14 protein-coding genes are annotated in these 17,068 nt (G+C 64.9%); 4 read left to right on the top strand and 10 right to left on the bottom strand.

All coding sequences use genetic code 11. The annotated features are described in order from the left end of the window. Positions 1–108: 108 nt before the first annotated feature. The gene (locus EO170_RS18225) at positions 109–1,512 is read right to left on the bottom strand and encodes a mannose-1-phosphate guanylyltransferase/mannose-6-phosphate isomerase (protein WP_126947162.1); all 1,404 of its coding nucleotides are present in this window, start codon (positions 1,510–1,512) and stop codon (positions 109–111) included. 45 nt (positions 1,513–1,557) lie between these two features. After that, positions 1,558–2,904 (bottom strand): phosphomannomutase, encoded by a 1,347-nt coding sequence (locus EO170_RS18230; RefSeq protein WP_104583295.1) that lies wholly within the window; start codon positions 2,902–2,904, stop codon positions 1,558–1,560. A gap of 135 nt (positions 2,905–3,039) precedes the next feature. Between EO170_RS18230 and EO170_RS18235 the strand changes: the two genes are divergently transcribed. Further along, on the top strand, positions 3,040–3,771 hold the full coding sequence (locus EO170_RS18235; RefSeq protein WP_104583296.1) for a CoA transferase subunit A: 732 nt from the start codon (positions 3,040–3,042) through the stop codon (positions 3,769–3,771). Next, complete coding sequence (locus EO170_RS18240) at positions 3,771–4,409, top strand: CoA transferase subunit B (RefSeq protein WP_126942634.1); 639 nt, start codon at positions 3,771–3,773, stop codon at positions 4,407–4,409. Before EO170_RS18235 ends, EO170_RS18240 begins: the two co-directional genes overlap by 1 nt. 23 nt (positions 4,410–4,432) lie before the next feature. Here the strand turns inward: EO170_RS18240 and EO170_RS18245 are convergent, their stop codons facing one another. Together EO170_RS18245 and EO170_RS18250 are read right to left on the bottom strand one after the other, a co-directional pair. Further along, a complete protein-coding gene (locus EO170_RS18245; RefSeq protein WP_126947249.1) occupies positions 4,433–7,168 on the bottom strand; it encodes a rhamnan synthesis F family protein in 2,736 nt (911 codons plus the stop codon). Between the two features lie 109 nt (positions 7,169–7,277). Continuing rightward, complete coding sequence (locus tag EO170_RS18250; protein ID WP_104583298.1) at positions 7,278–8,927, bottom strand: electron transfer flavoprotein-ubiquinone oxidoreductase; 1,650 nt, start codon at positions 8,925–8,927, stop codon at positions 7,278–7,280. 127 nt (positions 8,928–9,054) lie between these two features. Here EO170_RS18250 and EO170_RS18255 point away from each other — a divergent pair, with 127 nt between their 5' ends. Beyond that, a complete protein-coding gene (locus tag EO170_RS18255; protein ID WP_126947165.1) occupies positions 9,055–9,654 on the top strand; it encodes an alpha-ketoglutarate-dependent dioxygenase AlkB in 600 nt (199 codons plus the stop codon). Here EO170_RS18255 and EO170_RS18260 read toward each other — a convergent pair. The 4 genes from EO170_RS18260 to EO170_RS18275 all read right to left on the bottom strand — a co-directional run bounded on the left by EO170_RS18260 (position 9,651) and on the right by EO170_RS18275 (position 13,396). After that, complete coding sequence (locus EO170_RS18260; RefSeq protein ID WP_104583300.1) at positions 9,651–10,313, bottom strand: ABC-type transport auxiliary lipoprotein family protein; 663 nt, start codon at positions 10,311–10,313, stop codon at positions 9,651–9,653. The genes EO170_RS18255 and EO170_RS18260 overlap by 4 nt on opposite strands. Then, positions 10,310–11,236, bottom strand: a complete 927-nt coding sequence (locus EO170_RS18265) for an MlaD family protein (RefSeq protein ID WP_011035876.1) — start codon at positions 11,234–11,236, stop codon at positions 10,310–10,312. The genes EO170_RS18260 and EO170_RS18265 overlap by 4 nt, the downstream gene beginning before the upstream one ends. A 2-nt stretch (positions 11,237–11,238) precedes the next feature. After that, complete coding sequence (locus tag EO170_RS18270; RefSeq protein WP_104583301.1) at positions 11,239–12,081, bottom strand: ABC transporter ATP-binding protein; 843 nt, start codon at positions 12,079–12,081, stop codon at positions 11,239–11,241. A gap of 85 nt (positions 12,082–12,166) precedes the next feature. Continuing rightward, entirely contained in the window at positions 12,167–13,396 is a 1,230-nt protein-coding gene (locus EO170_RS18275) for an ABC transporter permease (protein WP_180496775.1), read from the bottom strand. Between the two features lie 49 nt (positions 13,397–13,445). Here EO170_RS18275 and EO170_RS18280 point away from each other — a divergent pair, with 49 nt between their 5' ends. Further along, positions 13,446–14,705: a threonine/serine exporter family protein gene (locus EO170_RS18280; RefSeq protein ID WP_104583303.1), complete on the top strand. Its 1,260-nt coding sequence runs from the start codon at positions 13,446–13,448 to the stop codon at positions 14,703–14,705. A gap of 56 nt (positions 14,706–14,761) precedes the next feature. Here EO170_RS18280 and EO170_RS18285 read toward each other — a convergent pair whose 3' ends face one another. Both EO170_RS18285 and EO170_RS18290 read right to left on the bottom strand, forming a co-directional pair. Beyond that, positions 14,762–15,214, bottom strand: coding sequence for an H-NS family nucleoid-associated regulatory protein (locus tag EO170_RS18285; RefSeq protein ID WP_104583304.1), 453 nt, complete (start codon positions 15,212–15,214; stop codon positions 14,762–14,764). Between the two features lie 144 nt (positions 15,215–15,358). Continuing rightward, positions 15,359–17,053 carry a proline--tRNA ligase gene (locus tag EO170_RS18290; RefSeq protein WP_126947168.1) on the bottom strand — a complete coding sequence of 565 codons (1,695 nt, stop codon included), beginning with the start codon at positions 17,051–17,053 and terminating at the stop codon, positions 15,359–15,361. Positions 17,054–17,068 lie beyond the last annotated feature (15 nt).

Genomic DNA, 17,068 nt, shown 5'->3' on the forward strand with positions numbered 1-17,068 from the left:
ACTCTGGCCGGTGGCGATATTTCCGCCGACGCATTCAAGCCGCAAACGCAAACAGCCGGGAATCCCCGGCTGTTTGCTTATGTACTGCAGAATCCCGAAAGCGACCGATCAGGTACGCCCGTAGGTATCTTCGAAACGCACGATGTCGTCTTCGCCCAGATAGCTGCCGGACTGCACTTCGATCAGTTCCAGCGGCAATTTGCCCGGATTGCGCAGGCGATGGGTCACGCCAAGCGGAATATAGGTACTCTGATTCTCGGTGAGCAGCAGCACCTCTTCGCCACGCGTGACTTCTGCGGTGCCGCTGACGACGATCCAGTGTTCGGCGCGGTGGTGATGCATCTGCAGGCTGAGCACGGCACCGGGCTTGACGGTGATGCGCTTGACCTGGTGACGGTGACCCATGTCGATCGAATCGTAAGCACCCCACGGACGATAGACCTTGCGATGCCAGGTCGCCTCGGAGCGACCGTCGGCTTTGATCCGGCCGACCACATCCTTCACTTCCTGGATGCGATCGCGGTGACCGACCAGAACGGCGTCTGGCGTTTCCACCACAACCACGTCTTCCAGGCCGACCATGGCGATCAGGCGCGAGCCATACGCATAGGTGTTCTTGCAGTCCAGCTTGATGACATCGCCGTGGTGCGCATTGCCCTGGCCGTCCTGTTCGGAGACGTCCAGCAGCGACGACCACGAACCGACATCGTTCCAGCCGGCATCCAGCGGCACCACCACTGCATCGGCGGTCTTTTCCATCACCGCATAGTCGATCGAATCCGATGGGCTGGAGGCGAACGCATCCTTGTCCAGACGGGTGAAGTCGGCATCGCGCTTGCCGCCTTCCCACGCCTTCTGGCAGGCATCGGCAATGGCCGGCTGGAACTTGCGCAATTCTTCCAGGTAGCGCGAGGCACGGAACAGGAACATGCCGCTGTTCCAGTAATACTCGCCGCTGGCCAGATACCCCTGCGCGGTGGCCAGGTCGGGCTTTTCGACGAAGCGTTCGACCGCAGTGGCGCCGGTGCCGGCACCGGCCTTGATGTAGCCATAGCCGGTTTCAGGCGCGGTCGGCTTGATGCCGAAGGTGACCAGCTTGCCCTGCTCTGCGGCGGCGGCTGCGACGGTGACTGCCGCCTGGAAAGCAGCCTCGTCACGAATGACATGGTCCGAAGGAAGCACCAGCAGCAGCGGATCACCACCGTTACGGGTGGCTTCCAGCGCAGCGACGGCAATTGCCGGGGCAGTATTGCGGCCCTTGGGCTCGAGCAGGATGGCCGACGGCTTCACGCCCAGCTGCTGCAACTGCTCGGCGGCCATGAAGCGATGCTCCTCGTTGGCCACCACGATGGGGGCATGTGCCGCCACCGGAGCAGAGCGCAACCAGGTAGCCTGCAGCATGCTGTGCTCGCCGACCAGCGGCAGGAACTGCTTAGGATAGGATTCGCGCGACAACGGCCAAAGGCGCGTGCCGGAACCGCCGGACAGAATAATCGGAAGGACATCGCTCATGAGCGGGGGAAACTCCAATGCGTCAAAGTGGGGGACGATGTTAAATCAGCCGCGCAGCAGGTTGGAAATTTCCTGCGTACGCGTTTCCAGCAGTGCGGCGTCGCCGCGCGTTTCCACGTTCAGACGCAGCAGCGGCTCGGTATTGGAGCTGCGCAGGTTGAAGCGCCATTGGCCGAAATCGGCACTGATGCCGTCGGTGTAGTCCAGTTCCGGCGACTGGTCGCCGTAGTGCTCCATCACGCGGGCAACCGCCGCCTTGGCATCGTCCACCTTGAAGTTGATCTCGCCGCTGCAGGGGAATTTCTGCATGCGCGCTTCGACCAGATCCGCCAGCGAGCGACCCGACTGCGACACCAGCTCGGCGATCAACAGCCACGGAATCATGCCGGAGTCGGCATAGGCGAACTCACGGAAATAATGGTGCGCGCTCATCTCGCCGCCATAGACGGCATTTTCGCTGCGCATCTTTTCCTTGATGAAGGCGTGGCCGCTCTTGCACAGCACCGGAATGCCGCCGGCGTCCTCGACCATCTCGACGGTGTTCCAGGTCAGGCGCGGGTCGTGCACCACCTTGCCGCCGGGCTGCTTGGCCAGGATCGCCTGCGCCAGCAGGCCGACCAGGTAATAGCCTTCGATGAAGCGGCCGGTGTGATCGAAGAAGAAGCAGCGATCGAAGTCACCATCCCAGGCGATACCGAAATCGGCGCCGTGTTCCTTGACCGCCCTGGCTGTGGCGTCGCGGTTTTCCGGCAACAATGGGTTGGGAATGCCATTGGGGAAGTTGCCATCGGGTTCGTGGAAGACGCGGACGAACTCGAACGGCAGCTGCGGTGCAAGCAGGTCGACGATCAGGCCGGCGCCGCCGTTGCCGGCGTTGACCACCAACTTGAGCGGCTTGAGCGTGCTGCGGTCCACGTAGCTGAGCAGGTGCTCCAGATATGCGGTCTTGTCGGTGCGGCTGTGCTCGCTTGCCGTGGGCTCGCCGGGGGCGGCGGTGTCGGCAGCGACGGTGTCGCGAATCGCGAACAGGCCGGTGTCGGAACTGATCGGCCGCGCCTGCTCGCGCACCAGCTTCATGCCGTTGTAGTCCATCGGGTTATGGCTGGCGGTGACCATCACGCCGCCGGCTGCCTTGAGGTGATCGGTCTGGAAATAGACCTCCTCGGTGCCGCACAGGCCGATGTCGATCACTTCGCGGCCGCTGGCGCGCAGGCCGGCCGAGAGCGCTTCCTGCAGGCCGGGGCTGGCCAGGCGCACGTCGTGGCCCAGGACCACCGGCCCTTGCTCCAGCTGCGCCGCCAATGCCACGCCGATGCGGCGCGCCAAGTCCTCGTTGAGTTCATCCGGCACACGGCCGCGAATGTCGTAGGCCTTGAAGGCGGGTAGCGTCATGGGCAATTCCTGGGGTGGGGGAAATCCCGAGTTTAGCGGCTGCGCCGTGTCTTGGGTGTGGCGGAATTGCGATCGGGGACAGGGAACAGTCAGCGGCTAGAATGGCCGCTTCACATCAGCGAGGCGAGGGCGGTGATGAGCAATGGTGGGCGTGGTGCGGCAAGCGGCAAACGCTATGCCGATGCCGGGGCGGCGCTGGATGGGGTGCTGGCCGATGGCCAGACCCTGGCGGTCGGCGGCTTTGGCCTGTGCGGAATTCCGGAGGCGCTGATTGCAGCGGTGCGCGAGAGCGGGGTCGGCGGGCTGACCGTGATTTCCAACAACGCCGGCGTCGATGGATTCGGGCTGGGCCAATTATTGGCCACCCGGCAGATCCGCAAGATGATTTCGTCCTACGTGGGCGAAAACAAGGAATTCGAGCGGCAGTATCTGGCCGGCGAACTCGAGCTGGAGTTCAACCCGCAAGGCACGCTGGCCGAGCGTCTGCGCGCGGGCGGTGCGGGAATCCCCGCGTTCTACACCGCAACCGGCTACGGCACCATCGTGGCCCAGGGCAAGGAAACCCGCGAATTCGACGGCAAACAGTACGTGATGGAAACCGCGCTGCAGGCCGATGTCGCGCTGGTCAAGGCCTGGCGTGCGGACACGGCCGGCAATCTGGTGTTCCGCAAGACCGCGCGCAACTTCAACCCGGCCTGTGCCATGGCCGGTCGCGTCTGCGTTGCCGAGGTCGAGGAGATCGTCGAGGTGGGCGCGATCGATCCGGACCAGGTGCATCTGCCCGGCATCTATGTCGACCGGCTGGTGCTCAACGCCACGCCGGAAAAACGCATCGAACAGCGCACCGTGCGCGAAGGACAGCACTGATGGCCTGGACCAGGGACCAGATGGCCGCACGTGCGGCGCGCGAATTGACTGATGGCGCCTACGTCAACCTGGGCATCGGCCTGCCGACGCTGGTGGCCAATCACATTCCCGATGGCATGGACGTCTGGCTGCAATCGGAAAACGGCCTGCTCGGCATTGGCCCGTTTCCCACCGAGGACGAGGTGGATGCGGACCTGATCAATGCCGGCAAGCAGACGGTGACCGCGCGTGCCGGTGCCAGTTATTTCGGCAGCCACGACTCGTTTGCGATGATCCGCGGCGGGCACATCGATCTGGCGATTCTCGGGGCGATGCAGGTCACCGACCGAGGCGACCTGGCCAACTGGATGGTGCCCGGCAAGATGGTCAAGGGCATGGGCGGCGCAATGGACCTGGTGGCCGGCGTCAAGCGCGTTGTCGTGCTGATGGAACACGTCGCCAAGGACGGCAGCCACAAGATCCTGCCCGAATGCGATCTGCCATTGACCGGCGTCGGCGTGGTGGATCGCATCATCACCGACCTGGCGGTATTGGATGTCACCGATGGCGGGCTGGTGCTGGTGGAGGCGGCCGATGGGGTAGAACTGGAGGAGTTGCGCCAGAAGACCGGCGTGGCACTTCTGACGCCTCAACCGTGAGGCCAGGCCGGATGACCGTCAGGTCATCCGGCCCGAACCGATCCGCGTCCGGTGAAACGGTCGTCGAGTTGCAGATCCGCCAGCCACGGCGCCTGCCAGCGTCCGGAGCCGACGCACTGCAACGGGATCTGGACCGCGGCTCGATCGAAGTCCAGCAGGTAGCTTTCGTCCTGCGCAACCTTGCAAACGTCTGCAATGAACGCCAATGCACCTTCGTGCACCTGGGCGATCGTCGCCCATTGCGCTGGCGACAGCTCCGCACTGGCGTAGACCGCAGTCGGAACGTTGGTGGCGTCTGCAAAATAGGAAAACTGCGGCGAAGGAGCGGTGAGAAGTGTCTCCAGAAGCAGGTCATGGCGCAGGATCGTCGACTGCTCCGGAGCACCTTCGGTACGGCCATCAAAATAGCGGGCGGCGGCCCAGCTCTGGGCAGCGATCTTCGTGGCGCGCCCGTTCAGTGCAAAATACGCGCCACCCAGCGGCTGCCCGGTCACTCGCGCGAGGTTGGCCTGGATGGTGCCGGAGTACCCTATGTCGGCCACCATGGCGGCACTGTCGCCTGCGGTCGCCGTCCAGTAACGCAGGTAGGCCGTCCTTTCAGTTTCGGCAAGCGCCAGCAGGTCATTGATCGCTGGGGCAATGAGTTGCAGCAGCTCGGCATGCATCTCCGGCAGGTAGACATCGCGTTGCATGACCGGGCGCCCCAGGCGACGTTCCAGAACAGCTGCGGCAGCATCTCCCAGGCGCGCCTGTATCAGGCCGCTCAACGTGCCGGTGTAGGTGCTGTCCAGCAGCAATGCAAGATCATCCGGCGCATGCAGCGAGGGTGTTCCGGTTCCACGCCGAGATGCCAGCAGATACTTGCCCTGAAGCTGCTGCAGCAAAGGCGAGGTTTGCCTTACTAGCCGAAAACCCTGCTCCAGCAGGTGGCCTTCTCGGCTCAAAAACAGGATTTTTTCGATATTGGCTTGCTTCGCCATGCGGATCAGCCAGGCGAGATAATCGAAGATCAGCGGGCCGATGACCAAGTAGCCGAGAGATGCCGGTGAAAGAATCGGCAGCGGCATCAAGGTTTCCGGGTGCCGGTCGGCAAGATCGGCGAACCGGTTGGCCAATAGGCCAAGCCACAACTGGTCCTGCCACCGCGTTGCGTCACCCGACGGCGGTCTGAGCGGGCGCAATGCGGGGACCACCTCAAACAGCGCGGATGGGCGAAGCACATGCACCGGCGTCAACAGCTTGTGCATCTGTGGACGCTGGACATCTGCATGTTCGTTGTCGCCGACATGCAGCCAGTGCGATGTCTCGATGTTTTCGATGCCTGGCAGTTCCTTCCAGGCGCTGTCAGCATCCTTGCGCCAGCCCGTCTCGCACGACACATACCAGGCAGCTGGCAACGCGCTGACGTCGGCCGGCAGGACCTGCTGCAGCAACGTGCTATCCAGATACATGTCCGAAAGCGCAACCAGGCGGGTGCCACGTTGTTGCAGGTGCGCCGCCGCTGCGATCACGCCTCGCCGTGGTTGCAGCAATCTGGCCTCCAGCGCCACTTCCAGTGCCTGCAAGGCACCGATGGGAAGTCCTCCCGCACCGGGCAGGCCAGACAGCGTGGTGTAGATGCTTGATAGATCGACATCGGCGCCACGTTGATGGCGTGCCTTTGCCTCGGCAAGCTCGCGGAGTTCGAGAAAATTTCCGACCCCGAATCGGTCCGCGACCAGATGGGCAAGATAGGCGCGCGCACCCGCTGGAAACAGGAACGGCCTCACTACCAAGGTATCGAAGATATCCAGCGACACCAGCCGAGCTTGAAGAGAGGACAGGGTCAACCGCGTGGCGATCGGTGTTTCGAACGCCGCCTGCCAGTTGCGTCCACCTTCGCCGCTGAGTGCCAGCGTGCCATCTTGCGGCAATATGCCAATCCGATACTGCTGGTGGCGCACAACAGCGCCGAAGATGCGCTCCACTGCGTGGTGCAGGGTGCCATCGATCTGACCGTGTTCTTCCGGAAAATCCTTGAGTTCCAGATCCAGCGCGTACAACGGCCGCAATGCATCCACCTTTGCCCAGAACATCGATCCGGCAGGAAAATCGATGTACTCCGAGGGACTGATGTCGAATCCGAGTCGCTGGGCAAGCGCGCGACACACGCTGAAATTGCTGAGCCAGGTATGCGCCCACAGCAACACCCGCTCGTAACTCTCGGGATAGAGCATGCCAAGCCGCGGCTCGGCCTGAAACATTCCCAGTTGCCAGGCGATGCGCTCCGGGCTCCCCATCAGGGATGACACCAGGTAACGGCGCCATTGGCCTTGCTCGCTGCCTGTATACAGCGACTTTTTCGTGTGCAGATGGCCAACGACATCCAATGCCAGGACCTGTTCGCGAAATGTCACCAATAGCGGCGCGATGTCACGGCCACGGTTGGGCACGATGCGGATATCGAGCTTGTCCACCCGCGGCAACCTTGAAAAACGGTCTCGCACCTGGACGGCGGCGGCTTCATCCATCACCGATACCAGCAGGTCGTAACCCACCGGCATGTGCTGAAGTGACCGTGCGAATTCGTCGATCAGGTCGGGATAGAAGACGTGCAGCATCACGCCAGTCTTGAGCCGCAGCTGCGACAGCGGCGCAGGCGCGAGGAAAGGTTCCTGGTCAGACAGGTGATGGACCGCCGGCTGCGTACGCCCGGCCAGTTGCAGCCGCCCCAGCAGGCCGCGTATGCCCAGGGCGCGGATGACCTTGAAGGCCCGTATTGCGACCGTGGCTACGCCGGCGAAACCGCCGCCATGGAGCTCTACCGAGCGACGTGCCGCGGCCAGGAGTTTGGAGAGACTGCCGCTCACGCGGTATGCCGACCGTTGCTCACAGATTCTGGTAGTTCGGGCCCGAACCACCCTCCGGCGTGACCCAGGTGATGATCTCGTACGGGTCCTTGATGTCGCAGGTCTTGCAGTGCACGCAGTTGGCGGCGTTGATCTGCAGGCGCTTGCCGGACGGGCTGCCGGCGTCTGCGACCATTTCGTAGACGTTGGCCGGGCAGAAGCGGGTGCAGGGATTGTCGTATTCCTGCACGCAGCGGGTAGCGCACACGTCGGTATCGAGTACCTTCAGATGCACGGGCTGGTCTTCGTCGTGCTCGGTGGCAGCGAAGTACACCGCCTGCAGCCGGTCGCGCGGAGCGAGCTCGCGCGTGCCGTAGTGGCGCGTGGGTTGCTCGTACTCGCCGATCTTGTGCAATGCCGACCAGTCGGGCTTGTTCTTCAGTGTCCATGGTGAGGCGCCCTTGAGCGCAGTTTCCCAGGCGGCGTTGAGCAGGCCGAACCACAGGCCCTTCTTGAAGCCCGGTTTGATGTTGCGCACCTGCTTGAGCTCGGCCATCGCATCGGAGGCGCGCAACTTGGCGTCGAAGCCTTGCGGCGCCAGCTGCGATTGCACCAGATGCTCGGCCGCCAGCATGCCGCTGCGGATCGCCTGGTGGGTGCCCTTGATCTTGGGCACGTTGAGCAGGCCGGCAGTGTCGCCGATCAACAGGGCGCCCGGCATTTCCACCTTCGGCAGCGACTGCCAGCCGCCGGTGACGATGGCGCGCGCGCCGGCCGAGAGGATGCTGCCGCCTTCCAGCAACGGCTTGATCAGCGCGTGGTTCTTCCATTGCTGGAAGGCTTCCCATGGCTGGTATTGCGGGTCGCTGTAGTCCAGCCCGCTCACATAACCGAGCGCGATCTGGTTGTTGTCCAGGTGATACAGGAAGCTGCCGCCGTAGGTGCGGTTGTCGGCCGGCCAGCCCAGCGTATGCACGATCTTGCCGGGGCTGACGCGCCCCTCCGGTACCTGCCACAGTTCCTTGATGCCGATCGAGTAGCCCTGCGGGTCGGCGTCGGCGGTGAGGTCGAAGCGCTTGAGCAAGCGCTTGGTCAGGTGCCCGCGTGCGCCTTCGGCCAGCACGGTGACCTTGGCACGGATGTCGATGCCGGCGGTGTAACCGGGCTTGTGCGATCCATCCTTGGCCACGCCCATGTCGCCGATACGTACGCCGATGACCTGGTCGTTGGCGTCGTGCAGCGTTTCGGCAGCGGCAAAGCCCGGATAGATCTCCACGCCCAATGCTTCGGCCTGCGGCGCCAGCCAGGCGCACATCGCGCCCAGGCTGACGATGAAGTTGCCGTGGTTGCGCATGCCCGGCGGCACCACCGGGAACTTGCGCGCGCTGTCCTTGCCGAGGAACCAGAACTCGTCGTCGGTGGCGGCCACGCAGATCGGCGGCGGGTTGTCGCGCCAGCCCGGCAGCAAGGCATCCAGCGGGCCCGGCTCGATCACCGCGCCGGACAGGATATGCGCACCGATGGTGCTGGATTTTTCGATCACGCAGACGCTGATGGCCGGATCCAGCTGCTTGAGCCGGATCGCAAAAGCCAGCCCGGCCGGGCCGGCGCCGACGGTGACGACGTCGTACTCCATCACGTCGCGCTCGACCGTCTCTGGCGCACTTGCGCCGACTCCTGCTTCCGACATTGCTCCGCTCCCGTTGGCTCGATGGCTACCGCGCATTTTCCGGGATTCGATGTGACGGCGGCAAATCGGATCGATTCATCCGTGGCGCCCAGCCTCCACGCAGCCGGAGCGTGCTAGCGTTTGAAACATGAAGATTCGGGTTGCCTTGCCGCATGCAGAGATCGCCTGGTGCCGCGGCTGGTTGCCGCGCGCGCAGGCCGATGCGCTGCTGCAGGTGCTGCTGACGCAGGTGCAGTGGGAGGTGCATCGCATCCGCATGTTCGGGCGGACGGTGGATTCGCCGCGTCTGAGCAGTTGGATCGGCGATGCTGAGGCAAGTTACCGCTACTCGGGCACGCAGTTCGCGCCGCAGCCGTGGCTGGAGGTATTGCAGCCTCTACGCGCGCGCCTGCAGGCCGAGACCGGGGCGCCATTCAACAGCGTGCTGGCCAACCGTTACCGCAGCGGCAACGATGCGATGGGCTGGCACAGCGACGACGAGCCGGAGTTGGGCGCGCAGCCGTTGATCGCTTCGGTGAGCCTGGGTGCGACGCGGCGCTTTGCCTTCAGGCATCGCGAGGATGCGGCGTTGAAGCAGGCGCTGGAACTGGGGCACGGCGATTTGCTGCTGATGGGAGGCGATACCCAGCGCCACTACAAGCATGCGTTGCCGCGCACCGCAAAACCGGTCGGCGAGCGCATCAATCTGACGTTTCGCCAGATTGATGCGCGTGGCCCCAAGCGCTAGTCCGGCTGTCGCGGTGACAGCGGACGCGGCAAGCGCTGGCTATCCTGCTGGCCATTGAGCAGGGTCCAGCCGACCAGTTCGGTGGTGACCTGCGTCATCGCCTGTTCGAATGCCGCTGCCACTGCCGCCGTGTCGGTGCCGCTGGACGGGCGTGCCACCAGGAAGGTGCGCGAGGCCACCACGCGCTGGTCGGCGGCGTGCAGCAGCTTGGCATTGAGTTCGATGGTGGCCGAGGGCAGCGCCTGGCCGGCGTAATCGGACTCGAAGCGGCGCAGGTCGATCGCCAGCTTGTAGTCGGAGCGGATGCCGGTGCCGATGCGGGCGACCGCGGCGATCTTGCCGGAGTCCTCGAATGCGCGCACCACGCTGTCTTCCAGCATATCGGTGGCCGGCTGCGCCCAGCCTGCGCCGTGGTAGACCTGCAATTCGCTCGGGGTCGGGCGCACGTTGATGCGCGGGCTGTCGATGATGCGCGCCGCGCTCGGCTTGGCCACCGCCAGTTGCCAGGTCACCTGCGGCCAGGACGGATTGGGCGTCACCCGCACGGTCGGCGCGTAGATGGTGGCCGGCTTCTGGTCGCCGCCGGTCAGCAGCGAGCAGCCGCCCAGCGCCAGCAGGGAGACGCACAACACGGGACGCAACAGGCGCATGGCAGTCATTTCGGTTCGAACTCCTTGGGTGCGTCGCGGCCGAGCAGGTAGCGCGCAGGGTTGTTGTCCAGTTTGTCGCTGACCCGGCGCAGGTCGCGGATCAGGCCGCGCAATTCGGTCAGCGTGGGCCCGAGCTGGCCCAGCCCGTCATTGGCAAAGCTGTTGATGGCCGCGCGGTTCTCGCCAAGGATGTTGTCGGCGTTGCCGGCAGCCGAATCCAGCTTGACCAGGGTGGCATCGAGCTTCTCCAGGATGCCCGGCAGCTGCTGCACCAGGTTCTGGTCCAGCCGCTTGATGGTGCCGTTGGTGGTTGTCAGGGTGGTGTCCAGATTGCGTGCGGCATCGCGCGCGCTGACGATCAGCGCCTGCATGCCTTCGTCGCGATCGGCGATGCCGCCGCTGATCTTTTCCAGGTTCTGCAAGGTGGCAGTGATGCTGGCCACGTTCTTGTCCGATAGCATCTGGTCCATGCGCTCGACGATGCGGTTGGCGGTATCGGTGATGTTCTGCAGCGCCGACGGCGTGGTCTGGATGATCGGCGCGTCGCTCTTGTCGATGGTGGTCAGCGACGGTGCCTCGGGTGTGCCGCCGGAGAGCTGGATGATCGACGGGCCGGTCAGGCTGGTGATGGCCAGCTTGGCACGCGTATCGCTCTTGATCGGCGTGGTGGAGTTCACCCGCACGTGCGCGACCACCTGGCGCGGGTCGTTCGGCGCCAGCGTCAGCTCGGTGATCGAGCCGACCGCGATGCCGTTGTACTGCACCGGGCTGCCGACCGACAGGCCGGTCACCGCCTCGCGGAACACCACCCGGTACTGCTGCCAGGTGCGGTCGGAGGAATACTTTGCGGCCCATAGCCCGAACAGCAGCAGGGCCAGGCCTGCCACGATGGTGAAGGCGCCGATCAGGACGTAATTGGCTTTGGTTTCCATGCTCAGGCGGTCTCGGTGGAGTCGGTCTTGGCCGCGCGCGCGGCGCGGGCGCGCGGACCGTGGAAGTATTCCTGGATCCAGGGGTGGTCGACCTGTTCGATCTCGGCCAGCGGCGCGTTGGCAATCACCTTGTGATCGGCCAGCACCGCGATGCGGTCGCAGATGGCGTACAGCGTATCCAGGTCATGGGTAATCAGGAACACGGTCAGGCCCAATGCCTGCTGCAAGGTGCGGATCAGGCGGTCGAAGGCGGCCGCGCCGATCGGGTCCAGCCCGGCAGTGGGCTCGTCCAGGAACAGCAGCGGCGGATCCAGCGCCAGCGCCCGCGCCAGGCCGGCGCGCTTGCGCATGCCGCCGGACAGCTGCGAGGGCAGTTTGTCCAGCGCATCGGCCGGCAGGCCGGCCAGCTTGATCTTCAGCAGCGCCAGCTCGAAATACCAGCGCTCCGGAAACTCGCCGTGATGCTCCTTCAGCGGCACCTGCACGTTTTCGCCGACGGTCATCGACGAGAACAGCGCGCCGTCCTGGAACAGCACGCCGGTATTGCGGGTGATGTGCTGGCGGTCGGCGAAGCGGCCCGAGCGCGCATCCGCCCCCAATACCTGGATGCTGCCGGCATCCGGCTCGCGCAGGCCCAGGATGCTGCGCATCAGCACCGACTTGCCGGTGCCCGAGCCGCCGACCACGCCCAGGATCTCGCCGCGCCGCACGTCCAGATCCAGGTCCTCGTGCACGACCTGGCTGCCGAAACGGTTGGTCAGCCCGCGCACGGAAATCGCCAGCTGGTCGTCGTCGGCCTCGGCCTCTGTGCCGGGATTGGGGAGTGGGGATTCGGGATTGGTCACAGCACAGCTCTCCCGGGTGTCAGGGCGCCAGCTGCGCTTCTGCCTTGCACGCATCCCGAATCCCGAATGTCCAATCCCGGCTCCATCACCACCCCATCTTCATGAACCACAGCGCGGCGACCGCGTCGAGGATGATGACCAAGGAAATCGTCTGCACCACCGAGGAGGTGGTGCGCTCGCCCACCGATTGCGCGGTGCCGCTGACCTTCAGGCCTTCCAGGCAGCCGATCAGGCCGATCACCAGCGCAAACAGCGGCGCCTTGGACAGCCCGACCAGGAAATGCCGCAACTGGATGGTGTCGTGCATGCGCGCCAGGTACATCTGCGGCGGAATGTCCAGGTCGAACGCGCCCACGGTGACGCCGCCGGCCAGGCCGGCGATCATCGCGATGAAGGTCAGCAGCGGCAGGGTGAAGATCAGCGCGAGCAGGCGCGGGATCACCAGCAGGTCGATCGGGTCCAGGCCCAGGGTGCGGATCGCGTCCACTTCCTCGCGTGATTTCATCGCGCCGATCTGCGCGGTGAAGGCGCTGGCAGTGCGCCCGGCCAGCACGATGGCGGTCAGCAGCACCGCGAACTCGCGCAGGAAGGCGATGGACACCAGCTCCACCACATAAATTTCCGCGCCGAAGTCGCGCAGGATGGTCGAGCCCAGGAACGCGATCACCGCGCCAACCAGATACGACAGCAGCACCACCAGCGGCACCGCATCCAGGCCGACCTGCTCCATGTGGTGCACGGTGGCGGTCAGGCGGAAGCGGCGCGGCTCGTGGATCAGCCGCCCGATCTTGACCAGGTTCTCGCCCAGAAAACTGTTCAGTTCCAGGATGCCCTGGCCGACGCCATGGGTGGTGCGGCCCAGACGGTCCAGCGCGGCGACAAAGCCGTAGTCGCGTTTGGGCTTGGGGCGTTCGTCGTTGAGTTCCTCGATGGTGCACACCAGGGCCTGGTGCTCATCGCGGAAATCGATCGCATCTTCCTTCAGGCCCATGCGGCCGGCAAAGCGCAGCAACTGCAGCACGCCGGCCGAATCCAGTTGGCCGATGCCGCGCGCGTCGATGCGGCGCACCCCGTCGGGCACGGCCTGCAGCTGTTCTGCCTGGGACAGGGCGGTTGCCAGCACCCAACTGCCGGCGAGGCGGAGCTGGGTCTGATCCTGCGAGTCTTGGTCGATGCGGGGAGGTTGCGGTTTGATCATGGGTGGCCTGTCCGTGGCGCCAGCATACCGCGCCCGGCGTGAGCGAATGATGGGGACGCTTCGCACTTGCGGTCCCGGCACAGACGATCGGCACGCCGGCCAGGGGCGCTGCGGCATACACTGGCGGCCTCGCCAGACGGCGTTTCTCCGATCCGACCCGCCACGCATGTCCGCTGCCACCGTCGTCCAACCGTCCGCCAGCGCCACCTATGCCCAGCGCGTCGCCTTTGTTTCGGAAATCGCCGGACGCCTGCATTCCTACGGCACCACCGCGCAGCGCCTGGAGGCCGCCGTGGTCGGACTGTCGCAGAAGCTGGGCCTGGACTGCGAGCCCTGGTCCAATCCCACCGGGATCATCTTGAGCTTCAGCGATCCGACCAAGGCCATCGGCTCCAGCGACATCACCCGGGTGATCCGGCTGGCCCCGGGCGAGAATGACCTGTACAAGCTCAGCGTGGCCGATTACGTGGCCGACAGCGTGGCCAACGGGCGCATGAGCATCGCGCAGGGCCACACCGCGCTGCGGCGGCTGGACCGCGAGGTCGATCGGCGCGGCAAGACCATGCAGGTGCTGGCATTCGGGCTGGCCGCCGCCGGCGTGGCAGGGCTGTGGAAACTGCCCTGGCTGGACATCGCCACCGCCGGTGCGATCGGCATGTCGATCGGCCTGCTGACCCAGTACACCGACAAGCGGCCGGCGACCAAGGAGGCCGGCGAGGCGCTGGCCGGGCTGTTGGCCGGGGTCGTGGCTGCGGTGGTGGCGTCGCTGCTCGGGCCGCTGAACCTCAATACGGTGATCATCGCCTCGCTGGTGGTGCTGCTGCCCGGCATGTCGTTGACCAATGCCTTCAACGAGCTGGCCAGCCAGCACTGGGTCTCGGGCACGGCGCGGCTGGCCGGTGCGGTGACCACGGTGCTCAAGCTCACCGTCGGTGCGGTGATTGCGGTGACGCTGACCCAGGTGGTCGGCCTGCATCCGCAGGTGGCCGCATTGCGCCCGCAGGCCAGCTGGGTGGAATGGGCCTCGCTGCTGGTGGCCGCTTATGCATTTGCGGTGTTGTTCAAGGCCAATCGGCGCGATTATTTATGGATCATGGCAGCGGCCATGTCCGGGTATGTCATTGCGCGTTATGCCGGACATGCCTGGGGTGGTCCGGCCGGTGTCTTTGCATCGGCGATGGCATTGACCGCCGCCGGTAATCTGTTCGGGCGGGTGGTGCAAAAACCCGGTGCATTGATCCGTTTGCCCGGCATCATCATGCTGGTTCCGGGCAGTGTCAGCTTGCGTGGCTTTCTGACCCTGGTACAGCAACAGGATGTCAGTGTCGGGCAGGCCGCACTATTGGCGGTGACCAATATCGTGATGGCCTTGATGGCCGGGTTGCTGTTCGGCAATCTGTTGATTCCGGCCCGCAAGAATTTATGACAGATAAAAACGCGCAATAAAAACCCCGGCAATGCCGGGGGTTTTATTGCGGTGAATCAGGCGGCCTTGGACTTCTTGGGCGCGCGCTTGGTGGCGGCCTTGCGCGGGGCGGCCTTCTTGGCCGGAGTCTTCTTGGTGCTGACCTTGCTGATCAGAAAGTCTTCGACTTTCTTGCCGGCGGCGGTCAGTTCGGCCAGCCAGCGCGGCTGCTTGCCGCGGCCGGTCCAGGCTTCCTGGGGATTGGCGGGGTTGCGATACTTGGGCGGAACCTTGCCCAGCTTGCGGCCGGCGCGCGGGCCCGGCTTGGCAGCGGCAGCAGGACGACCCGGGCCGGCGCTGGTGCCAAACAATTCTTCGATGGAATAACCCTGGGCTTTTGCCGCGCGGGTCAGTTGCGTGCGGACCTTGGCAATCGGAGCACGCTTGGCAACCACGGTCTGCTGCTTCTTCGCGTTTTTGATCAGGGCACCCAACTGCTTGGCCGACAGGCCGCTAAGATCGATCGACATCACTACTCCGGAGGATGAGAGAGAAAAGAATGCCGGTCCGTGGCAGCGCTGGCCATCATAATGTCAGAAAACCCGGGTGACAAATGCGCCGAAATAATTCGGCGCCTTGTGTTCATCCAATCCAAGTAGTTTCGGCTGATTTGATCAACAACCCAGGCGGGAGAATAACCCGGCCTTATCCAGGTTTTCTGCTGCCTCTGCAGTGCGGGCACGATATTCAAATGTGCCGGCGGCCAATCCGCGTTCGGAGACCACCACCCGATGCGGAATGCCCAGCAGTTCCATATCGGCAAACATGGCGCCCGGGCGCAGGCCGCGATCGTCCAGCACCGCGTCGATCCCCGCGGCGATCAATTCGTCCAGCAATGCCTGGGCGGCGGCAACCACCTGTGCATCCTGCTTGGGGTTGATGATGCAGATCGCCACCTGCCACGGTGCCATCGGTGCGGGCCAGACAATGCCGGCATCGTCATGGTTCTGCTCGATCGCCGCAGCCACGATGCGCGAAATGCCGATGCCGTAGCAGCCCATCTTCATCACCGCGGGCTTGCCGTTCTCGTCGATCACGGTGGCCTGCAGTGCCTGCGCATACTGGTCGCCGAGCTGGAACACATGGCCCACCTCGATCCCGCGCGCCAGACGCAGTTCGCCGCCATCGGCCGCGCGTTCGCCGTCGATGACGTTGCGCACATCGGCAACGGTGTCAGGTTCGGGCAGGTCGCGGCCCCAGTTGACCCCTGCCAGGTGTTCGCCGGGCACGTTGGCACCGACCACGAAATCGGCCATCGCCGCGACATCGCGGTCGGCCACCACGCGCACCGGGCGGGCGGTGTTCACCGGGCCCAGGAAGCCCGGCTCGCAGCCGAGGTGGTCGCGGATCTCGGTCTCGTTGGCCAGGCGGTAGCCGGCCAGGCCGGCGACCTTGCCGAGCTTGATCTCGTTGACGGCGTGATCGCCGCGCACCAGCACCAGCACGAAGCCGGCCTCGGTCATCACCGCCACCGACTTGACCGTGCGCTGTAGCGTGATGCCCAGCAACCCGGCGACGTCTTCGCAGGTCTTCTGGGTGGGCGTTGCGACCTGGCGCATCGCCTCATCAGCCTCGGCGCGCGGGGCGGGCAGGGCGGCGCTGGCGGTTTCCACGTTGGCGGCGTAATCGGAGCCGGTGGAGAATGCCAGCGAGTCTTCGCCGGAAGCGGCAATGACGTGGAATTCCTGCGAGGCATCGCCGCCGATCGCGCCGGAGTCGGCCTGCACGGCGCGGAATTCCAGCCCCAGCCGGGTGAAGATGCGGGTGTACGCCGCGCGCATGTTGTCGTATTCGCGCGCCATGTCGGCATCGGTGAGATGGAAGGAGTAGGCGTCCTTCATCAGGAATTCGCGCGCGCGCATCACGCCGAAGCGTGGACGGATCTCATCGCGGAACTTGGTCTGGATCTGGAAGAAGTTCAGCGGCAACTGCTTGTAGCTGTTGATTTCCTGGCGCGCGAATTCGGCCGCGGCCTCTTCGGCGGTCGGGCTGTAGCAGAACTCCTGTTCCTTGCGATCCTTGATCTTGAGCAACTGCCCGCCGAACTTTTCCCAACGACCGGTGGCATCCCACAGTTCGCGCGGCTGGATGGTGGGGAACAGCACTTCCACCGCCCCGGCGCGGTTCATTTCCTCGCGCACGATGGCCTCGACCTTGCGCAGCACGCGCAGACCCAGTGGCGACCAGGTGTACAGCCCGGAGGCCAACTTGCGGATCATGCCCGCGCGCAGCATCAGACGGTGGCTGACCAACTCGGCGTCGGCCGGGGTTTCCTTGGTGGTGTGCAGGTGGAACTGGGAAAGACGCATCGGGCTTCGCTTGGG

It is taken from the genome of Xanthomonas sp. BRIP62409, assembly GCF_003992965.1.
Taxonomy (GTDB): Bacteria; Pseudomonadota; Gammaproteobacteria; order Xanthomonadales; family Xanthomonadaceae; genus Xanthomonas; species Xanthomonas euroxanthea.